Annotated in this window: 19 protein-coding genes; 6 read left to right on the top strand and 13 right to left on the bottom strand. The window is 53.8% G+C overall.

All coding sequences use genetic code 11. The annotated features are described in order from the left end of the window. Window positions 1-68 precede the first annotated feature (68 nt). Together ACAF76_RS16225 and ACAF76_RS16230 are read right to left on the bottom strand one after the other, a co-directional pair. Entirely contained in the window at window positions 69-749 is a 681-nt protein-coding gene (locus tag ACAF76_RS16225; RefSeq protein WP_400161897.1) for a queuosine precursor transporter, read from the bottom strand. Window positions 750-916: 167 nt separating this feature from the next. Beyond that, window positions 917-2,209, bottom strand: coding sequence for an NCS2 family permease (locus ACAF76_RS16230; protein WP_400161899.1), 1,293 nt, complete (start codon window positions 2,207-2,209; stop codon window positions 917-919). Between the two features lie 143 nt (window positions 2,210-2,352). Between ACAF76_RS16230 and ACAF76_RS16235 the strand changes: the two genes are divergently transcribed. Further along, on the top strand, window positions 2,353-3,222 hold the full coding sequence (locus ACAF76_RS16235) for a LysR family transcriptional regulator (protein WP_400161900.1): 870 nt from the start codon (window positions 2,353-2,355) through the stop codon (window positions 3,220-3,222). Here ACAF76_RS16235 and ACAF76_RS16240 read toward each other — a convergent pair. The 7 genes from ACAF76_RS16240 to ACAF76_RS16270 form a co-directional block, all read right to left on the bottom strand. Next, complete coding sequence (locus ACAF76_RS16240) at window positions 3,184-3,672, bottom strand: DUF523 domain-containing protein (RefSeq protein ID WP_400161901.1); 489 nt, start codon at window positions 3,670-3,672, stop codon at window positions 3,184-3,186. The two genes, ACAF76_RS16235 and ACAF76_RS16240, sit on opposite strands and share 39 nt — an antisense overlap. A 31-nt stretch (window positions 3,673-3,703) precedes the next feature. Next, the gene (gene coaA, locus ACAF76_RS16245) at window positions 3,704-4,627 is read right to left on the bottom strand and encodes a type I pantothenate kinase (RefSeq protein ID WP_400161902.1); all 924 of its coding nucleotides are present in this window, start codon (window positions 4,625-4,627) and stop codon (window positions 3,704-3,706) included. 195 nt (window positions 4,628-4,822) lie between these two features. Continuing rightward, window positions 4,823-5,281 (bottom strand): Dps family protein, encoded by a 459-nt coding sequence (locus tag ACAF76_RS16250; RefSeq protein ID WP_400161903.1) that lies wholly within the window; start codon window positions 5,279-5,281, stop codon window positions 4,823-4,825. A 106-nt stretch (window positions 5,282-5,387) separates the two neighbouring features. After that, window positions 5,388-6,590: a M20 family metallopeptidase gene (locus ACAF76_RS16255; RefSeq protein ID WP_400161904.1), complete on the bottom strand. Its 1,203-nt coding sequence runs from the start codon at window positions 6,588-6,590 to the stop codon at window positions 5,388-5,390. Then, window positions 6,587-7,519, bottom strand: coding sequence for an LD-carboxypeptidase (locus tag ACAF76_RS16260; RefSeq protein ID WP_400161905.1), 933 nt, complete (start codon window positions 7,517-7,519; stop codon window positions 6,587-6,589). The genes ACAF76_RS16255 and ACAF76_RS16260 overlap by 4 nt, the downstream gene beginning before the upstream one ends. 86 nt (window positions 7,520-7,605) lie before the next feature. After that, window positions 7,606-8,313 (bottom strand): response regulator, encoded by a 708-nt coding sequence (locus tag ACAF76_RS16265; RefSeq protein WP_400161906.1) that lies wholly within the window; start codon window positions 8,311-8,313, stop codon window positions 7,606-7,608. 4 nt (window positions 8,314-8,317) lie between these two features. Then, window positions 8,318-9,871 carry an ATP-binding protein gene (locus tag ACAF76_RS16270; protein ID WP_400162083.1) on the bottom strand — a complete coding sequence of 518 codons (1,554 nt, stop codon included), beginning with the start codon at window positions 9,869-9,871 and terminating at the stop codon, window positions 8,318-8,320. A gap of 123 nt (window positions 9,872-9,994) precedes the next feature. Here ACAF76_RS16270 and ACAF76_RS16275 point away from each other — a divergent pair, with 123 nt between their 5' ends. Then, the gene (locus ACAF76_RS16275; RefSeq protein WP_400161907.1) at window positions 9,995-11,044 is read left to right on the top strand and encodes a DctP family TRAP transporter solute-binding subunit; all 1,050 of its coding nucleotides are present in this window, start codon (window positions 9,995-9,997) and stop codon (window positions 11,042-11,044) included. An 8-nt stretch (window positions 11,045-11,052) separates the two neighbouring features. Here ACAF76_RS16275 and ACAF76_RS16280 read toward each other — a convergent pair whose 3' ends face one another. Next, window positions 11,053-11,739 carry a response regulator transcription factor gene (locus tag ACAF76_RS16280; RefSeq protein WP_400161908.1) on the bottom strand — a complete coding sequence of 229 codons (687 nt, stop codon included), beginning with the start codon at window positions 11,737-11,739 and terminating at the stop codon, window positions 11,053-11,055. A gap of 151 nt (window positions 11,740-11,890) precedes the next feature. Next, window positions 11,891-12,640, bottom strand: coding sequence for a stalk domain-containing protein (locus ACAF76_RS16285; protein ID WP_400161909.1), 750 nt, complete (start codon window positions 12,638-12,640; stop codon window positions 11,891-11,893). Window positions 12,641-12,964: 324 nt separating this feature from the next. Between ACAF76_RS16285 and ACAF76_RS16290 the strand changes: the two genes are divergently transcribed. Further along, window positions 12,965-14,221 (top strand): dicarboxylate/amino acid:cation symporter, encoded by a 1,257-nt coding sequence (locus ACAF76_RS16290; protein ID WP_400161910.1) that lies wholly within the window; start codon window positions 12,965-12,967, stop codon window positions 14,219-14,221. An 89-nt stretch (window positions 14,222-14,310) separates the two neighbouring features. Here ACAF76_RS16290 and ACAF76_RS16295 read toward each other — a convergent pair whose 3' ends face one another. Next, on the bottom strand, window positions 14,311-14,574 hold the full coding sequence (locus ACAF76_RS16295) for a hypothetical protein (RefSeq protein WP_400161911.1): 264 nt from the start codon (window positions 14,572-14,574) through the stop codon (window positions 14,311-14,313). A 232-nt stretch (window positions 14,575-14,806) separates the two neighbouring features. Between ACAF76_RS16295 and ACAF76_RS16300 the strand changes: the two genes are divergently transcribed. From ACAF76_RS16300 to ACAF76_RS16310, 3 genes are all read left to right on the top strand, one after another. Continuing rightward, a complete protein-coding gene (locus tag ACAF76_RS16300) occupies window positions 14,807-15,304 on the top strand; it encodes a cation:proton antiporter regulatory subunit (protein WP_400161912.1) in 498 nt (165 codons plus the stop codon). A 2-nt stretch (window positions 15,305-15,306) separates the two neighbouring features. Next, the gene (locus ACAF76_RS16305) at window positions 15,307-16,536 is read left to right on the top strand and encodes a cation:proton antiporter (protein WP_400161913.1); all 1,230 of its coding nucleotides are present in this window, start codon (window positions 15,307-15,309) and stop codon (window positions 16,534-16,536) included. A 159-nt stretch (window positions 16,537-16,695) separates the two neighbouring features. Further along, window positions 16,696-17,043 (top strand): antibiotic biosynthesis monooxygenase family protein, encoded by a 348-nt coding sequence (locus ACAF76_RS16310; protein ID WP_400161915.1) that lies wholly within the window; start codon window positions 16,696-16,698, stop codon window positions 17,041-17,043. Here ACAF76_RS16310 and ACAF76_RS16315 read toward each other — a convergent pair. Continuing rightward, window positions 17,021-17,659, bottom strand: a complete 639-nt coding sequence (locus ACAF76_RS16315) for a bifunctional precorrin-2 dehydrogenase/sirohydrochlorin ferrochelatase (protein WP_400161916.1) — start codon at window positions 17,657-17,659, stop codon at window positions 17,021-17,023. The genes ACAF76_RS16310 and ACAF76_RS16315 overlap by 23 nt on opposite strands. Window positions 17,660-17,671: the final 12 nt, after the last annotated feature.

Here is a 17,671-nt window from a genome sequence, read left to right on the forward strand (position 1 = left end):
TGTACCGAACATGCCAATACAAAAAGGGGCGTCCGCTCGCAATCCGTTTGCGAGGGACAGCCCCTTGTTTATTCTTCCGCCACTTTCATCCTGCGCGCGATGTAGAGCACAGGCGTCGCGGCGGCTGACACGACGAATTTGATGAGATAGGTCGTCAGCAAAATCTCCAGCCAGACGTCCAACGGGTACAGCCCCCAAAATGCGATCGTGCAAAAGGTAAGCGTGTCGAGCAGTTGGCTGACCAGCGTGCTGCCGTTGTTGCGAATCCACAGTTGCTCCGGGCGCGGGCATTTTTTCTTCAGCCAGGAATAGAGCTTGACGTCGACGAACTGGCTGAGCAAATAGGCGCTCAGACTGCCGATCGCCAACTGCGGCATCACCTCGAACAGGACGGTGAGCGACTCGTGCGCCATGTCCGTCTCGACAGGCTCGAAGCGAAGCACGAGCTGCATGATGATCGTCGTCGCAATCAGCGAGAAAAAACCGAACCAGACTGCCTTTTTCGCCGCCTTCTCGCCGTATTTTTCATTCAGCAGGTCGCTCGTCAAGTAAATCGACGCGTAGATCGTGTTGCCCAGCGTCATCACCAGCCCGAACATTTCGATCGTCTTGACAACCTGCAAGTTGGCCAGTACGGTGGCAAAGCCGACCCAGGCATACAGTCCCATCCGGCCGAACAAGCGGTAGCAGAGCAGGAATAGGGCAAAATTGACGATCACAAAAAAAATGCCTAACCAAAGATTGTACATATAAAGTGCCTCCTAGTTTTGGTAACGCGGGAGATTCCGAACCGCGGCCCAGTCTGGGCGTCCAGTCACCCATTCTACGCCTTATTGTTTCCCCGGGCAAGCAAAAAGAAAAAGGACCTGCGCATTCCATCAGCCAGGACCTTTTCCGATCAGTATTGGCGGTAAGTTTACATCAGCGTCGGCAGGATCAGGTTGACCAAAAAGAGTCCTGCCACCACGTACAGCAATGCCGGTACTTCCCGTCTTTTTCCCAGCGCCAGCTTGAGCAGCGGATACGCGACGAAGCCGAAGGCAATCCCATCCACAATGCTGTAGGAAAGCGGGATGACGGCGATGATCAAAAACGCCGGGAAGCCCTCCGAGAAGTCCTTCAGGTTGATCTTTTGCACATTTTGCAGCATCAATGCGCCAATGATGATCAGCACCGGCGCGATCGCCCCGTCGGGAATCAGCGCAATGACCGGCAGCATCGACAGCGAAAGGAGCAAAAGCGTACCTGTCACCAGCGCAGTCAGTCCGGTACGTCCGCCAGCGGCGATGGCTGCCGCGCTTTCCGCCGTCGACACGGTCGGACTCGTCCCGAGCAAGCCGGAGAGCGCCGTCGAGACTGCATTCGCCTGCAAGGAACGGCGAAAGGCAGATTCTCTGCCAGCCATCGCGGTCTGAGCGTGAATCAGACCGATGTTTTCAAACAAAAGCACCAGCGTCAGCGAAGAGCTGGCGATCCAAAACGGGAGCGTCCACAAAGCGGAAAACGACAGCCCGGCAAACAACTGTCCGTATTCGCCCAGGGAGAAGCCGCCGCTTTGGGCGGGCTGCGCGACTCCGAGCATCATCCCGATTCCGGTACCGACGGCGATGCCAATCAGAAAATGACCGGGAATGTTGCGGACGAACAGCACAAGCATGACGACGAGCGAAACAATCGTGACAACCACCTGCGGGCTGGACAAATCCCCCAGGGCGACAAAGGTAGTCGGGTGGGTGACGATCAAGCCGCCCTTTTGCAACCCGATAAACGTAAGAAACAAGCCGATCCCGACGGTAATCGCCTCTTTCAGCGATGCGGGGATGGCCTGCGCAATATGCTGGGCCAGCCGCGTAAAGGCAATCGCGCTAAAGATCAACCCTGATACAAACACAGCGGCCAATGCTTCCTGCCAGGAAAGTCCCATCGTCTGGCAGAGCGTGTAGGTAAACAGTGCATTGATGCCCATGCCGGGCACCAGAATGAGCGGTGCATTGGCCCAGAAAGCCATCAGCAGCGCACCGAGAAAAGCGGTACATACAGTCGCGAGAATCCCCGCCTGCAACGGAATTCCTGCATCCTGCAAAATCGAAGCGTTTACGGCAACAATGTATACAATGGTGACAAAGCCGATGATCCCGGCTGTGATTTCCCGTTGAATCGTCGTGTCGCAAGCGCGCAGGCGAAACACTCTCTCCAGCCACACACGCACAAAAAGTCCCTTCTTTCTCTCTTGTATTTGTTCGGAATGATTGCGATTGCTATGCTATCATAGGTGTACCAATATGAAAAATATCGAGTAAATCTGTTTTCCATATCATTTTCATATCGAACATACAGGAGTGCAGGAACGTCATGGATATTCGCCAGTTGCGCTACTTCATCGCCATCGCCGAAGAAGGCCAGATCACAGCGGCAGCCAAACGCCTGAATATGGCCCAGCCGCCGCTAAGCCAGCAGTTGAAGCAAATGGAAGAAGAGTTGGGAGTAACGCTTGTGGAAAGAAAAGGAAAGCGTACGGAGCTTACGGAGGCTGGCCGTACCTTGTACAGGCAGGCACAGAACATCGTCCATCAAGTGGAGGAGATGATTTCCGAGGTAAAAGAAACGGGGGAAGGGATTCGCGGCAGCTTGTCGATTGGAGTCAGCGCCTTGTCCGCCTACTTTTTGCCGGAGAAAATCCGTTTGTTTCAGCAAGCGTATCCATTGATTACATACAAAGTCTGGAAAGGCGACACACAGTTGCTCAACGAGTGGCTGGAAAAGCGCACCATCGAGGTCGCGATCGTCCGGCTCCCTCACTCGCTGACAAACTGTACGACGATCCCGCTGGAAGAGGAGCCCTTCGTCCTGATCGTCCCCGCTGCCTCGGCACTGGCGACACAAGAACGGATCCACATGCACGAAGTCGCCGCGCTCCCGCTGATCATGCCGAGCATCCCCGGGCTGGGCATCTACGAGCTTTTGGTCAAGGATTTTTCCCGTCTGGGCGTACAGCCCCGCGTCATCTGCGAATGCCCGGACATTTCCTTGATCGTCAGTATGGTAAGCGCCGGAATCGGGGCTTCCATCGTCCCCCGCTCAGCCTGGGAGACACACCAAAACAGCCAGATGCACAGCCTCATCATCGAAGGGACGAGCATCTCCTCCTCCGCGGCTATCGTCTGGCAGTCGGACCGTCATCTCTCAAAGGCTGCCCGGCGCTTTCTGGCGATGTTTGGGTAATGCAGGCTTTTCCCCTTCCTCGGATCGCACCTCGATGCCGTTTCGCATCAGCAAGGCTGCGGTCAGGCCGACTCCTGCCAGCTTGTTGCCGGAAAACGTCCCGTCATAAATAAACGAGCTGCCGCAGGACGGGCTGTTTTCCTTTAAAATGGCCTGCTTCGCTCCGACGGTCTGGGCCATGCGCAACGCTTGTCTGGCTCCGGCCAAATACAGCTCAGTCACGTCCCGCCCCTCCCGATCGACGATGCGGGCTCGTCCATCGAGCACGTCAAAGCCGTCTCCCCCGACGATTTCCGCCGGCGGACGGGGCGTCGGCAAGCCGCCCAGCTGCTCCGGACAGACGGGGATCGCTCCGCCTGCCGCCAGCAGCTCCACACCTTTTTCGTCACGGCACGATTTCTGGTCATAGCGGCACTCACAGCCGATTAAACAGGCGCTGATCAGTTTCATCCCGGCTCACCTCTCTGTCGCGGTCTACGTTTTACAGTCTGCGCAGCTTTACTCGCTGCACCGAATGGTTGGCTCCCTTTTCCAGAATCAGGCGGGCGCGCAAACGAGTAGGCAGAATGTTCTTTTTCAGGTTGATCCCGTTGATCTCTTCCCAGATGCCGGTCGCCACCTCAACCGCTTCTTCGTCAGTCAAACTGGCGTAGCGGCGGAAGTAAGAGAGCGGATTGGAGAACGCGGTCTGGCGCAGCAATTTGAAGCGCTCCACGTACCACTGCACGATGTCCTCTTCCTTTGCGTCCACGTAAATCGAAAAATCAAAGAAGTCCGATACAATTAATTCCGAATTGCGGCTGCGCGGCGGCTGCAGGACGTTCAACCCTTCCACGATCAAAATATCCGGCTGGCGCACCGTCTGCCACTGGTCGGGAACGATGTCGTAGAAGAGATGGGAATAGACCGGAGCCGACACCTCGGGAACGCCCGATTTGACATCGGACAAAAACTGGATAAACCGGGGCAGGTCGTAGCTTTCCGGGAACCCCTTGCGCTTCATAATCCCCCGCTCCTCCAGGACGCGGTTGGGATAGAGGAAGCCGTCCGTGGTCACAAGGTCCACTTTCGGGTGGTTCGGCCAGCGGGATAAAAGCGTTTGCAAAATGCGCGCAGTAGTGCTTTTGCCCACTGCGACACTGCCGGCGATACCGAGGATAAACGGCACCTTGGCGTCCTGTGTTCCAAGAAATGTGTGGGACGCCTGATACAGCTCCTGTGTCGCTCCGACATGCAGGTTCAGCAGCCGGGATAACGGCAGGTAAATCTCCGAGACCTCGGTCATCGAGATACTTTCGTTAACGCCTTGCAAACTGGCCAATTCTTCATCAGATATCGTAAGCGGCGTGGAATCCCGCAGGGAGCTCCACTGCTCGCGGTTCAAGATTATGTAGGGAGATGCCATCGGTGTACACCCTTTCCGTCTTGGAAGTGCTTTCGGCTAAAACTCACAAAGCTAGTTTACACTAGTCGCACTCAGTTGGGAATAACGGGTACGGGACAAACTACCCTTTGCTCCTTTGTTCGCTTACGCTGGCAAAACACCCCCCGTGCCATGAAAAAACTGACGCCGGCAATCCGGCATCAGTTTCACGTTTCCTTACTTGGTTTGTCCCAGGAAAGCCCGCAGCATCCACAGATGCTTTTCCAGGCTTCCGCATATTCCGATAAACATGTCTGCTGTCACTTCATCCTCAGCCGCATCCGCTGCCTTGATCCCTTCGTTCAGCTCCTCGACCAGTGTCGAGAAGTCCTTGATGACCGACTGGACCATGATCTCGACCGATTCGCCGCCGGCTGCTTCCTGGATGGAGGACATCTCCAAACAGGCCTTGAGTGACGAGACGGGTCTGCCGCCGATGGTCAGAATTCGTTCAGCCAGCTCATCGACATAGGAGGCTGCCTCTTTGTAAAATTCTTCAAACTTGCTGTGCAGCGTAAAAAAGTCGGAGCCCTTCACGTACCAGTGGTAGTGATGCAGCTTCATATACAGAACAGTCCAGTTGGCTACCTGCTTGTTCAAGACTTCGGTCACAGGCCGGCTCATCGTGATTGTCATCTGACGACTCTCTTCCTTTCATGGAAAACTTTTTCGTCAGTAGTGTGCCGCGACAAGCCGAACGCTATACTGTCTCAAGTCTTGGAAGCAGGCTGCCAAGCGGATGTCAGCGCTTCTCGTTTTCTTTCAGATAGACCAGTGCGTTGTACGCCTGAAGCGATGCGCCGACCGCCAGACTGCGCTCGTCCAGGTCGAAGTTGGGGTGATGGACGGGGTAGACGCACCCGGTTTCCTCATTGCGCACACCGAGATGGTAAAATGCACCTGGGACATGTTCGGCGAAGTAGGCGAAGTCCTCTACGCCCATGTTTGGCATCGCATTGATCCGGACGTTTTGCGTGCCCAAAAGCTCTTCGCCGTTGCGCTTGACCAGATCGACCAGATTGTCGTTATTGATCAGCGAGGTGTAGCCTTCGTTGATCGTCACCTCCGCCGTACCGCCGAGACTGCGGGCGCTCAGGTCAGCCAGCTCGCGCACCCGTTCCTTGACCAGCTTGCGCACGCCCGGGTCCAGGGTGCGAATCGTCCCCGACAGCTTCACTTCCTGCGCCAAAATATTGTTCGCAGTCCCCCCTTGGATGACGCCCAGGGTGATGACGGCAGCCTGGCGCGGGTCGACGTTGCGGCTGACGATCGTCTGCAAAGCCGTGATCACGTGTGCAGCGATGACGATAGCGTCGCGTCCGCTGTGCGGGTAGGCGCCGTGGCCGTTCTCACCGCGGACCGTGATGATCAGTTCGTCGGAGGATGCGTTCATCTGACCGTATCTCACACCGATTTGGCCGACGGGAATATCGCTGGAGACGTGCAAGCCGAATACCGCCTCGACTTTCGGGTTTTCCAATACCCCTTCCTTGATCATCGGCAGTGCGCCGCCGTCTGTCTCTTCCGCCGGCTGGAAAAACAGCTTGATGCACCCGGCCAGTTCATCCTTGTAGCTGTTTAAAATCCGCGCTGCTCCCAGCAGGCAGGTCGTATGCGCATCGTGCCCGCAGGCATGCATTTTTCCGGGAATTTTGGAACGGTATTCGCGATCCTCGGCTTCCGTGATCGGCAAGGCGTCGATGTCGGCACGCAGCGCGACGGTTGCCCCCGGACGCCCGCCTTGAATCAGCCCGACGATCCCGGTGCCCGCAGATTTGGTGTAGGGAATCCCCATTTCATCCAGATAGCGCATGATTTGCTCCTGCGTGCGGAACTCCTCAAAGCCGATTTCCGGGTATTGGTGAAAATCGCGTCTTACTTCGACCAGCCACGGCAGGATTTCCTGCCCCTGTTGCCAGACTTGTTCCTTTGTTACCGAACTCATATCGTGACACTCTCCTCGATGGTCAATTGGCAATTCGTCGCATCCAGACTGGCCCACACGCCCAATGGCAAAGCCATGTTGACCGGGCTGTGGCCGATCTGAATGTTCAAAATGGTCGGTTTCCGGTACGGCAGGACGATGTTTTCAAACACGTCAAGCACCGTGAAGCCCTCCCCTTTTTTTGGCTCGCAGCCTGTCCACGTCCCCAGGATAACACCTGTGCACTCGTCGAACAATCCGCCCAGTGCCATCTGCGTCAGCATCCGGTCGACCCGGTACGGCTCTTCGTCAATATCCTCCAAAAACAGCAGCTTTCCTCTGGTGTCCAGTTCATACGGCGTCCCCATCAAAGCGGCGACGAGCGAGAGATTGCCGCCTACGATCGGGCCGGACGCCTTTCCTCCGTACAGGCTGACGATCTCTTCCTCGGGCGGGTTGTGCAGCACCCCCAGCGGTTCGGGGATCATCAACGCCCGCTTGAGCACCTGCATCGACCAGTCTTCCAGACCATCCGCCAGTTCTGAAGCTGCCATCGGTCCGTGCAGCGTAGCCAGATCGGCGCATTGTCCGAAGGCTGTATGCAGCGCTGTAATGTCACTGTACCCGACGAAAAGTTTGGGATTTTCCGCGATGCAGTCGTAGTCGAGCAAAGGCAGAATTTGCGGTGCCCCGTAGCCGCCGCGCAAACACAGAATTCCGTCGATCTCGTCATCGGCAAACATCGCGTTCAGTTCTGCTGCCCGCTGCTCCGGCGTACCCGCCAAATACCCCCCGTAGTTTTGCATGCACGTCTCGCCCAGCTTTACATGGAATCCGAGGGCCTCTACTGCTGCGACCGCCTTGGGCACCACATCCAGCTTCTTCGGCGGGCTGGAAGGAGCGATCAGACCAACCGTGTCTCCCGCACGCAGTGCTTTTCCTTTGTTCATCTCCCATTTCCCCTCTCGAGCCGACAGCCCGTTTGCAATTCAAAAATAGAATAATCGAAAAATTGGTTCGATGCCACCCTTGCTTTTCAGGTGACAAGCATGTAGCGGTTGGTCGGTCTGCCGATTCCCCCGTATGTGACGTCGAGCTGGACGCGTCCCGACTTGACCAGATAATCGAGGTACCTTCTGGCGGTTACTCGGGCGATCCCTACCCGTTCTGCGACATCTTCCGCGGAAAGCGGTTCGGACTGCCCGGAAAGCTGGCGGATGATCTGCTCCAGGGTGACAGCGTGCAGCCCTTTGGGAAGCTCCTCTCTTACCTGCTCCGGGAGTCTTTTCGCAGGCTGCTGGTACTTGCCGAACAGCAGCTTGTCCACATCCTGCTGCGAAGCCGTCCCTTCCCGTCGCATCTCGCTGTAAAAACGCCGGTACTGTTCCAGCGACTGCGAAATGCGCTCAAACGAAAACGGCTTGATGATGTAATCCATCACCCCGTACCGCAGCATGTTTTGAATCGTCGGCTTGTCTTTGGCTGCGGTAATCACGATGACATCCACCGCTTCGCTTGCCGCGCGAAGCTGCGTCAGCGTCTGGACGCCGTCTTGCACCGGCATGAACACATCCATGATGGCCAGATCGGGCTGCAGCGCAGCGACCATTTGCACGCCTTCTGCCCCGTTGGCTGCGATGCCGATGACGCGAAAGCCGGGGACGCGCTCGATAAATGTTTTGTTGATCTCCTGTACCATCGGATCATCCTCGATGACGAGGACGCGAATGTCTTCCTGGGTCATGCACTCACACTTCCTTCATGGGAAAAGTCAAAAGGAAACTGGCTCCCTCTCCCGGCTGCGATACGCAGACCAGCTCTCCCCGTCCTTTTGTGACCAGCTGATGCACCAGATGCAGCCCGAGCCCCCGATGTCCACGCTCCTTGGTAGAAAAGCCTCGCTCCAGCATGCGCATCCGGGTCTGTTCATCCATGCCGATTCCGTTGTCCTCCACCAGCACCGAGCAGACTTCCTCGTCCTGTTCGATGCTGATCGTCACTTCCTTGTCCTTGCGCGGAGAGCTCTCCAGCGAGTCAAACGCATTTTCGATCAGATTGCCCAAAATCAGCACAAAGTCGTGGTGGTCCATGCGTGGCGGAAATTTTTCGAGATGGCTCATTCTGTCGATGATGACGCGTATGCCCAGCTCTCTGCCCCTGCTGACCTTGCCCATCAACAAGCCGGACACGCTCTCGTCCATGATTTTGGCGCTGAGAAAGTTGGTCAGCTCCTCCTGCTGTTCGCTTACTTCGAAGAGGTAGGCGAGCGCTTTTTCACTCTGGTTGAGCTGGATCAGCCCGGCGATGGTGTGCAGCTTGTTTCTGTGCTCGTGATTTTGCACCCGCAGCGCGTTGACGAATTCTTTTACGCCGGTCAGCTCTTCGGCCATCCGGGCGACTTCCGTCCGGTCCTGAAAAATCGCCAGCGCGCCTACGATTTTCCCTTCGACCTTGATCAGAAAGCGGTTGGACCACAACAGCGTGTTCCCGACGTGAATCTCGGTATTGGTAAAGTTCTGCCGCAGCTCCAAAACCTCCGGCAGACGGGTATCATGCAGAACAGAACGGATCGGCTTGCCCAGCACGTCTCCCTCAATGCCGAAAATCTGCTTCGCCTTGTTGTTGAATATTGTGATGTTTTCCCGATTGTCAATGGCGATCACGCCCTCGTGCATGGCGTGAAACGTCGCCGTCCGCTCCACGAGAATCCGGGCGATTTCATCCGGCTCCAGATTCAGCATCTGCTTTTTCATGTGCCGTGCCAACAGGTAGGAGCCCCACATGCCGAACAAGAGGGAGAGAAAAAAGGTGATGATGATGCTTCTCTGCTCTTCCCGGATGATTTCCCAAAAGCCCGGGATTACCCTGCCGACCATCACGACCCCGACCTGTTGATGCTGACCATCCATAATCGGGACGTAGGCGCGCAACGCTGTTCCCAGTTCGCCCTTGACCTTCTGCAAGTAGGAATGCTCGGTAAACGCGGCTTCCGCTCCGTTGTCGACAAACACGGTGCCGATCCGCCCTTCCAGAGGGTCGGAGTAGCGAACCCGGTCCATGTTCAGCACTACGATATACGTGACGTCATTGACGATGCGCATTCTGTACGCCGCCGGCTGGATCACCTCCCAGCCCTCGGGCTGCTGTACTCCCTGCTGGATCGCGGGAATTTCCGCTACCGTCCGGGCAATCGTCATCAGGCGCTGGCCCAGCTGCGTCTCCGCCATGCGAATAATCCCGCCAATCATCGTCAACTGGCTGATGATCAGCGAAAACAGGACAATGCCTACGGACAGCAGCATGATCTTCCATTTGATTTTCAGCCGTTTAAACAAAAAGCTCTTCCTCTCCGAAAGAATTGCCTGCTACCCTATAGTTTGGTACAGTGCATACAGGAAATCAACTGAAACAGGCAGGTGGTCCCCTTGAAATCGATGATGAGCATCGCTTTACTTGTACTGCTCGGCCTGGCAAGCGCCTTTTTCATCGGCTTTGGCTCTGATTTCGTCGCGGGTACATACGACCACGACCAGGAGCAGGAGGGGCTGTCCGAACGGCTGGTGATCAAGTTCAGCCATGTTGTGGCGGAAAATACACCGAAGGGTCTTGCCGTGGAGAAATTTGCGGAGTTGGTCAAAGAAAAGACAAACGACAAAGTAGAAGTGCAAATATTCCCGAATGGCATCCTCCATTCCGAAGAGACGGAAATTCCCGCATTGATAGAAGGCGATATTCAGATGATCGCCCCTGCTTACTCGCACCTCTCCAATCGGATTCCGCAGTGGGCAGTCCTGGAGTTGCCGTACTTGTTCCTGGACGAGAAAGATGTAGAACGCGCGTTTCAGGGAAAAATCGGAGAAATCCTGTTTGCCAAGCTGGAAGAGCTGGATATGAAGGGGCTTGCCTTCTGGGGGAGCGGCTTTAAACAAGTCACCGCCAATCGCCCGCTGATCATGCCGGAAGATTTTGCCGGGCAGCGAATCCGGATCATCCCCAGTCCTGTGCTTGACGCGCAGTTCCGTACATTGGGTGCCGTTCCGGTCGGCTCCTCCTTTATCGACCTGTACAGCCTGCTCGCCTCGGGCAAGGTGGACGGCGAGGAAAATACGATCTCCAATGTGTACACGAAGCGCTTGTACCAGGTGCAAAAGCATATGACTGTCAGCAACCACAATTACCTGGGCTACGCCGTCATCGTCAACAAGACGTTTTGGAACGGCCTCGAGCCTGACATCCAGCAAGCAATTGCAGAGGCTCTGCGAGAAGCGACGCAATTCAACAACCAGCTCTCCGTCGAGATGAATGAGCGGCAGTTCACCGAGCTTAAGCAAGAGGGGAGCATGAGTATCCACATCCAGACAGCAGAAGAGCGAGACATCTGGCGGGACGCTCTGCAGCCGGTGTACGATCAGTTCGCTCCAGGCATCGGCGAGGAACTGATGGAAGAAGTACAAAAGCTTCACCGCCAGTGGTGAAGCTTTTCTTATGATTTGAAAACGCTCAATTGATAGCCGACTCCGCGCAAGGTCCGAATCTCCCCTTCGTTTGCGGGCCAATTTTGCAATGTTTTGCGGATGCGCTTGATCGCCAAGTCGACAGCCCGATCGCTTCCTTCGTAATCGATGCCCCAAAGATGCTCGATCAGTTGCTCGCGGGTAAACGTCTGATTGGGGCGCGCCGCCAGAAACAGCAACAAGGCCAAATCCTTGGGATGAAACTGCAGCTCGACCCCGTGCAAGGTGACACTGTGGGCCTTGAAGTCGATTTTCAGGCTGCCAAAGATGCGCGTCTGCTGATCCTGTACCAATACGGACGGTCGGCGCAGCACGGCGTTCACCCGGGCGACTACTTCTTCGGCGACAAAGGGTTTGGTAATGTAGTCATCCGCTCCCTCATTGAGCCCTCTCAGCTTTTGCTTTGTACCTCCCAGAGCCGTCAGCATGATGACCGGGCATGCGCTGCGCTCGCGAATGTATTTGAGAACATCCCACCCGTCCATTTGCGGCAGCATGACATCGAGCAGGACGAGATCGGGCTTTTTTTCCTCAAACAGGCGTACCCCTTCTGCACCGTCGCGCGCCTGCCATACCTGGTATTCTTCCTTTTGCAAATACGCTTTTAAAATCCGGGAGATGACCTGTTCATCTTCGACCAATAAAATTTCCTTCATAGGAAAGCCTCTCCTGAATAGTACAGACATGGTACTTCGCTCTGTTACCCCTTTTCTCTTTTATAGTAGAGGATGTGTTGTTTGAAAATAGGAAAAAAGCCTTGCTTTCCCTGTATAAAAGGGGAGCAAGGCTTTTTGTCAATGAACGGGCTTAGTTGATTACTTTGCCATCGAGTTCGATGTCGCCGTTTTTCGCGAAACCTTCGAATTCGATCAATTCGTAATCATCATCGTCGATGTCGACAACGACGCCGATGACATCAGCATCTTCGAATTCTTTCCAGTCCCAAACTGCTTCAACGATGTCTTCTACAAACGCTTCGATCTTGCTTTTGCTCAGATCTTCCCAATCTTCCAGGTAGTCATAGCCATCGAGTTCGATGGTAATTTCCACTTCGTCTTCGTCGCCTTTAACGATGATGTCTTCAAAGTCAAATGCGCTGAAGTAATCGATGAATTCATCGTGGAGTTCATCTTCCAAATCTTTAATGTCGCCATCTTTGCTGTCTTTGTCGTCCAGTTCGTCTTCCAGGTCTTCGATCTCATCTTCCAGGCTGCTGATTTGGTTTTTCAGTCTTGTGATCTCAGCATCTTTGGCAGCGAGTTGAGCCTGAAGAGCAGGGTCAGGACGGTCTGTTACGTTGATGGTGTAGTTTACGCCATCCCACGAAATGTCCTTGTTGAATACACCTGCCATCATGCGTACCGGAATATACGTAGTTCCGTCAACGATGAAAGGCTCGATCGGTGTCGAAACTTGGTACCCGTTATACAAGACCTTGATATTGTTGTACTTTGCCTGCAGGTTTTTTGTTGCTACTTCTGCGCTTGCACCTGATGGGATTACAGCTGCCCCTGCGAGCAAGAGAGCAGAAGCGGACGCTACATAGCGCTTTTTCATAAACAAACTCCTCCATCCCCGGATGTGTTTTGTCTGACGTGTAACTATGTACCACGACTCTTCGACTTCTCCTACATTACATAGAAAACATGTCGAGAGTATGTCAATACATTACGAATCATACCACAACAGGAAGATTTAGAAAAACCCTATCATTCCAATTTCTAAAACTTTCCTGCGAGAAAGACAGTTGACACGCGATCAAAAAGACCAAAACAACCAATATGACCGGATTATTCTCAACCTCTCCGCCATTTCTTACAATTTCGAACAGGAAGAAAAAAAGCGCTTACATGCAGATATGCAAAAGAGAGGATGAACATCATGCGGATCAATTTCCGTAACCTGACTGTGCAAGTAGTAATCGCGATTATACTCGGCATTATCGTAGGACATTTTGCTCCCGCGTTTGGCGCACAGCTCAAGGTACTGGCTGATGTATTTGTGAAACTGATCAAAATGGTCATCCCCCCGATCGTCTTCTTCACCGTCGTAAACGGGATAGCCGGGATGGGCGACATGAAAAAGGTCGGAAAGATTGGCGGAAAAGCGTTGATCTATTTTGAAATCGTTACCACAATCGCGTTGGCCATCGGTCTTCTGGTCGTCAACTGGATCAAGCCTGGCGTGGGCTTCGACAAGAGCGGCCTGGAGGAAGGAGACGTCAGCAAGTATACGACGGCTGCTGCGGAAGGCGAGAGCCTCGTAGAATTCCTCATGGGAATCATTCCTGACAACGTCGTCGCGGCGATGGCTGGCGGAGACTTGCTGCCAATCCTGTTCTTCGCCGTCCTGTTCGGTCTTTCGCTGGCTGCGATGGGCTCTGCTGCCCAGCCGGTCATCAATTTCTTTGACAAACTTTCCCACGGCTTTTTCGGAGTCGTCAACATGATTATGAAGGTGTCTCCGATTGCCGCCTTCGGTGCCATGGCGTATACGATCGGCAATTTCGGCATCAGCTCGCTGACCAGACTGGGGCTATTGATGTCTGCTGTCTACATTACGATGTTCTTGTTCATCGTGATCATTCTCGGCTCGATTGCCCGCTTTTACAAGTTCAGCATTTTCTCGTTTATCAAATACATTCGCGAAGAGATTTTGCTGGTCGTCGGTACCTCGTCCTCTGAATCGGCCTTGCCGCGGATGATGGACCGCCTGGAGAAGTACGGCTGCTCCAAGTCGGTCGTCGGCCTTGTCGTTCCGACCGGGTATTCCTTCAACCTGGACGGCACTTCGATCTACCTGTCGATGGCCGCACTGTTTATCGCCCAGGCCTACGGTGTCGACCTGAGCGTCTGGCAGCAGCTTACCCTGCTCGGCATCCTGATGATTACATCCAAGGGAGCTGCCGGAGTGACGGGCTCCGGCTTCATCACGCTGGCTGCTACACTGGCTGCCTTCCCGATGATTCCGGTGGAAGGCATGGCTCTGCTGCTCGGCGTCGACCGCTTCATGTCGGAAGCGCGCGCGGTGACCAACCTGATCGGAAACGGTGTAGCTACTGTGGTCATCGCCAAGCACGAAGGCGAATTCGATCCGAGCCGCGGACGAAGCGTCGAATCCGAACAAGTGACAGCCTGATTGAGAATACACGACGGAAAGAACAAGTGTGTCCCAGGGAGACTTGTTTACAGCAAAAAAGCAAAAAGCGCGATTTTCGCGCTTTTTGCCTACTTCCCATGATCCATCGGCCTGGCCTTGCGAAGATCATGCTCAAACTGGCTTAGCAGCCGAATACGCTGCTTGATTGCCCCGTACTCATCCTCCCATCCGTTTTTTTGGGCTTCATGGACGACCTCTGCCTTTTTTTCCAGCTCTCTGCTCTCGTTGCGCAAGGCGATGACAATATCGAGAAATGTATCGAGATTCATCGCGCGAATCTCTTGAATCAGGTGCCATTCCACCTCTGTCAAGCGATATTGTTTGTTCGCCATTTTCCATCACCCTTATAAGATGTGTCGATTTTTCGCAATTTCGTTTCATTTTATTATTATCTTGACATTATATTAGTGTATAATCATAAGTGTAAACAGTTTTTTGATGGCTTTATGTCCCGCTACATGGAGATACTAATACCATAATCACGGTTGCGTGAATCTATCCATAATGGTTTTTGATCCATAGGGACCGAAGCAAACCCCAAATGTTGCTAAAGGAGGCTGTTGCATGTTTTCAATCAAAGAATCTGATCTGCCTGGTGTTGGTAAAAAATACCAAATTGAAACAAAAAGCGGAGACAAGCTCGTAGTTGTCATTCACGATGACGGCCGCAGAGAACTGTACCACTTCGACCATGACGATAACGACGAATCCATCTCCATGGTTACGCTGGATGACGATGAAGCGCGTCAAATCTCCGCGATCGTGGGCGGCATGACATACAAACCGTCTGCATTGGAGACAGTAGAAATAGCTTTGGACAAACTGGTGATCGAATGGTTTAAGATCGATCCGAGATTCGTCTGTGTCGGCAAGACAATTGGTGAACTAAACTTCAGACAGGAGACGGGAACAACCGTTATCGCGATCATTGAAAAAGATCAGAAGCAAACGATCAATCCCGGACCTGATCAGGTTTTGTCTGCTGGTTCTACTCTCGTCGTCGCGGGAGAAAGGAAGCAGGTGAAGACGCTTAAAGCGAAGCTGAGTTCGGGAGGTGAGTGACCTTGGAGCATATAGTGTTTGAAATTGGCCTGGCTCTTGTCCTGATGGCAGTAGCCGGTTACTTTTCGATCAAATTGAAATTCTCGATTGTCCCCTTTTACATTTTGATTGGGATGGCGGTGGGGCCCCATGCCCCTCATCTCGGCCTGATTGACCTGCGCTTTATTGAAAGCGCAGAGCTCATCGAATTTTTAGGCCGTGTCGGGGTCCTCTTCCTGCTATTCTATCTCGGGCTTGAATTTTCTGTCGGACGTCTGATCAAGGCGGGCAAGTCCATCGCTATCGGCGGTACGATTTACATCGCCATCAACTTTACGCTTGGTTTATTGTTTGGTTACTTTGCCGGTTTCCCGCTGAAAGAAACATTGATTATCGCGGGGATCACGACTATTTCCTCCAGTGCGATCGTAGCCAAGGTACTCGTCGACCTGAAGCGTACAGCGAATCGTGAAACCGAAATGATTCTCGGTATTATCATGTTCGAGGACATCTTCCTGGCCGTTTATATCTCTATTGTATCCGGTCTGGTCCTGAGCGGCGCGACCTCCCTTGGCGAGGTTTTGACATCTGCAGTCGTAGCACTCGGCTACATGCTGCTGTTGATTATCGTCGGCCGCAAGCTGGTTCCTTTGCTCAACCGCTTCCTCAACATCAAGTCCAATGAAGTGTTTATGATCACCGTATTCGCAGGACTGTTCCTGATCGCCGGTTTTTCCGAAACGATTCACGTAGCAGAAGCCATCGGTGCTCTCCTCGTCGGGTTGATCCTGGCAGAGACCGAACATATGAAGCGAATCGAGCATCTGATCCTGCCGTTCCGCGACTTTTTCGGGGCCATGTTCTTCTTCAGCTTCGGCTTGACGATCGATCCGATGTCCCTTGGCGGTGCGGTCTGGCTGTCGATTGGTGCCGTGCTCGTTACGCTGGTGGGTAACTTTGTGGCCGGATTGCTCGCCGGACGGCAAGCTGGTCTGTCTGCAAAGGCATCTACCAACATCGGTTTGACCATCGTGTCCAGGGGTGAATTCTCCATTATCATGGCCAATCTGGGCAAGTCCGGCGGATTGTTGGACATTTTGCAACCGTTCGCCGCTCTCTACGTACTCATATTGGCCATCTTGGGGCCGTTGCTGACGAAGGAGTCCAAGCACGTCTACAATCTGTTGAACAAAGTGTTCCCTATGGACAAAAAGCAAAAGGCAAAACCGCCTGAACATGAGACCCATTCATAAAAATGCAAACACTCGGCTGCCTGTAATCGGCGCAGCCGAGTGTTTTTTTGGTTGTATAACTGCCGGACAAGTTGAAATTGCACTAGAAATAAGAATCATTATCAATTACAATGAAAAGAGAAGTCCCTGTAACGGGGCTGCCAGAATGGAGTGATGAGCATGTTTGTCCAAATGCGAAAAATGACCGTAAAAGAAGGATATGCCGAGCAAGTTGTCGAGCGTTTCAGCAAGCCGGGATTGATCGATCAGCAGGAAGGATTCGTCGATTCTACCGTCATGGTTAAAAAAGTGCCGCGCGGCGAAGAAGAAGTGATCGTAATGATTCGCTGGGAATCGGAAGAAGCGTGGAAAAACTGGGAGAAAAGCGACGCCCATATCGCCGGGCACAAGGCAAACATGGGCAAGCCCAAACCGGATTATTTGCTCAATGTAGAAGTGGGCCGCTATGAAGTAAAAGCTGTACGCAAACCTGAGGCTGATTCGGTTACGGCGACAGAGGGCGTGTAAACAGCTTCTCTGCCTCCACATCCCTGCGTTCGATTTCGCCAGACTTGGTCCAGTTGTAAAAACGCTCGTCCAATAGAGCCGACAAAATCGAACGCTTCTCCTCTTCATCCAGATCGAGCGAAAGCAGCCTGCGCCTCATCTTCCCCAGAAAAAGCGTGTAATCCTCGTATTCTGTTCCCAGCCAGTCTTCCAACTCGGCGCGGAGCTTTTTCGCCAGCCCCGGATTGTGTCCCCCCGTGGAAATGGCAACCTGCAAGTCTCCCCTGGTCACGACGGCAGGTACGACAAAGCTGCACAGGTCGGGACGATCTGCGATATTGACCCATTGCTGCGGCAAGGTCGCCTCATAGACAATGAGGTTGACTGCCGGATCACTAGTCGCTGCGACGACCACGACCATCCCCTGTACATCCTGCGGGAGAAACGGGCGACGCTGCCAGAAAATGGCACCTGAACGCGACCACTCTTCTACAGACGCTGTGCCCTCGGGCGAGACGACCGTCACCGATGCCCCCGCCGCGAGCAAGCCGGCGATTTTTCGCTGTGCCACTTTCCCTCCGCCGACGACCAGGCATGGTTTGTCAGTCAGCCTGACGTACATCGGATAGTATCCCATTGCTTTTCCTCC

This window comes from Brevibacillus sp. TJ4 (assembly GCF_044627595.2).
In the GTDB taxonomy this organism is placed as follows: Bacteria; Bacillota; Bacilli; order Brevibacillales; family Brevibacillaceae; genus Brevibacillus.